The sequence below is a fragment of the Chloroflexota bacterium genome (assembly GCA_016197225.1).
In the GTDB taxonomy this organism is placed as follows: Bacteria; Chloroflexota; Anaerolineae; order Anaerolineales; family VGOW01; genus VGOW01.
In genome coordinates this window covers 1-2,355 of sequence record JACPWC010000047.1, presented here as the reverse complement: position 1 = coordinate 2,355, position 2,355 = coordinate 1, and the positions used below count along the sequence as shown (strand labels likewise).

Below are 2,355 nucleotides of genomic sequence, written 5' to 3'. Positions count from 1 at the left end.
GCTGGTCGGTCAACTCCCATAGTGTCAACTCGCCTGCAAATGCCAACTGCGTATAACACCGGGTTGCCGGCTCCGGTCGGGCTTCGCCCTTCCTTCGCCCAACCCTTGGTCTGTCACGTCGTTTGCCAGGAGCGGCAAACGCCGCGCCAGCCCTTCGGGTTCGGCAACCCGGAGACGTTATGTGAACATGTGGCAAAAGCAAAGACAAAGACCTGAGCCCTGACCATCGTGGTGTCCCAGGTCGTTAGCGAGGGCAGGGTATTTGTCATCGGGGCACCCTGGTTTGTGAGGGTGGCTCATAAGCCAGATGCCGTTCCAGGCTCAACGTCAGGAAGTCCCAAGGTCTCAGATTGTGGTAGTCCACCTGGAATGACCCATTGACCAAAGAGGATGTGAAAATGAACGAGTTGGTTCTTGTGCCGCTAGACAAATCGCATCTGACCGTCCTCCAAGTGTGGTTCAAAGATTCCGAGAGTCAGTGGGTAGATGAGCCCTCTGCTCAGTTCGTCGATTATGTTCGTTCCCAACCCCATTACTATGTCTGGATGGTTTACGATGGGAACCTGCCTGTAGCCTACGTTGGCTATGAGATAGCAGCAGATCAAACGGCCGGCGTGATGATCGTGGTGAATCCTGAGCACAGAAAACGTGGTTATGGCAAACATACTTTACAGGCTATAGCTTCAAGGCCAGAGGTCAAAGGCATCAAAGCGCTAACCGCAGACATTCGACCGAAAAACGAGGCCAGTGTGAGGTGTTTCCGTTCAGCAGGATATATTGACTGCGATTCGCCCTATGAGGGGCATATCCGGCTGGTCCATCCGATTTCGGCGTAACGGCTGGTTTCTGAAGTAGCGGCTCAGAGCTACGTGAGAGCTGCTGTAGTGCCACACGTCACATAACACCGGGTTGCCGGCTTCGTTCGCTACGCTCACTACGCCCAACCCTTGGTCTGTCACGCCGTTTGCCAGGAGCGGCAAACGCCGCGCCAGCCCGGCGGGTTCGGCAACCCGAAGACGTTAGGCAACATGGGATAAAACGGGTTGGCATATCTTCCGATAATTCTCCGGAATCGATGAAGATACACCGCATGTATGTGGCTCAATCACTAGTTGAACAGATCGACTTCGTCAGCGGAGGTGTCCCTATGAGACGACAGAATAGATTCCTGGCCGGGCTCTTTCTGAGCGAGATCCTGTGTTTCGGAATATCCTGGGCCGGCGACAATGTGTGGACGAGTAGTGGGCCGTATGAAGGTAAGAGAGATGTGTGGATAGCTGCATTGGTTCTGGATCCGAGTGTACCGACGACGGTGTATGCGGGTACCACGGAGGGGGTATACAAGAGCCTGGATGGTGGGGTGACTTGGGCCGAGGCCAGTGTCGGCCTGACAAGTTCCGCCGTCGCGGCACTAGCGGTGGACCCAGGCGCGACGCAGACCGTGTATGCTGGCACTGACTACGGCGGGGGGGTGTTCAAGAGTGTGGATGGCGGGGTAAGTTGGACTGCGGCCAACAACGGCCTGCCCGATGCCACAGATAAACGAAATATCGACGCGTTGATAGTGGACCCCAGCACACCGCAGACTGTGTATGCCGGCACTTGGGATGGGGTGTATAAGAGCATGGATGGGGGGGCGAGTTGGGTCGCGATCAACAACGGCATGGTCAACTGCTGTTGGTCAGAAAACCTCCATGTCTATGCAATGGCGATGGACCCGAGCGCACCGCAGACGATATACGCCGGTGGCTCAGGTGGGGCGTACAAGAGTGTGGATGGTGGGGAGAACTGGACAAGGATCACTGGCAACCTGAGTAATCCCAGTTTCTTCGGGCTGATGGTAGACCCGCGCGCCGGTCAAATAGTCTATGCGATCGCGGATAATGCGGCCTGGCCATTTAGGAGTCCTGATGGTGGAGTGACTTGGGTTCCTGGAGAAGACAGGGGCTTCCCCCAGTCCCGGACGGTGGCCGTGTCCCCAAGTACACCTCAGGCGGTATATGCCGGCACCACGGACGGGGTGTACCGGAGCGTGGATGGTGGGAAAACCTGGGCCGCATTCAACGACGATGAGCACCACGACATCGTTTCGCTGGCGGTATCTCCGACTACGCCACAGACGCTGTATGCTGGTACCACCGATGGCAGGGTATACATGATCACTCTTACAGGTCCTACTGTGGTCGGCACCCAGACTTGGGGTGAAGTGAAAGATCAGATCCGGTAGGCGGAATACACCCGCCCGGTGAGTGCCAATGGTGGTGTGAGCGTTGAGCGATGCAAGTAAAAAAAATCCCACGTCGCCTAACACCGGGTTGCCGGCTCCGTTCGCTACGCTCACTACGCCCAACCCTT

At 56.6% G+C, this 2,355-nt stretch carries 2 protein-coding genes; both read left to right on the top strand.

Translation table 11 applies throughout. The annotated features are described in order from the left end of the window. The first annotated feature begins 398 nt into the window (after positions 1-398). On the top strand, positions 399-836 hold the full coding sequence (locus tag HYZ49_07890; GenBank protein MBI3242198.1) for a GNAT family N-acetyltransferase: 438 nt from the start codon (positions 399-401) through the stop codon (positions 834-836). A 311-nt stretch (positions 837-1,147) separates the two neighbouring features. Continuing rightward, positions 1,148-2,227 carry a hypothetical protein gene (locus HYZ49_07885; protein MBI3242197.1) on the top strand — a complete coding sequence of 360 codons (1,080 nt, stop codon included), beginning with the start codon at positions 1,148-1,150 and terminating at the stop codon, positions 2,225-2,227. The last annotated feature ends 128 nt before the right edge of the window (positions 2,228-2,355 follow it).

Coding starts and splice junctions, on each gene's coding strand:
- HYZ49_07885 (MBI3242197.1), top strand. CDS start 1,148: ATGAGACGACAGAATAGATTCCTGGCCGGGCTCTTTCTGAGCGAGATC.
- HYZ49_07890 (MBI3242198.1), top strand. CDS start 399: ATGAACGAGTTGGTTCTTGTGCCGCTAGACAAATCGCATCTGACCGTC.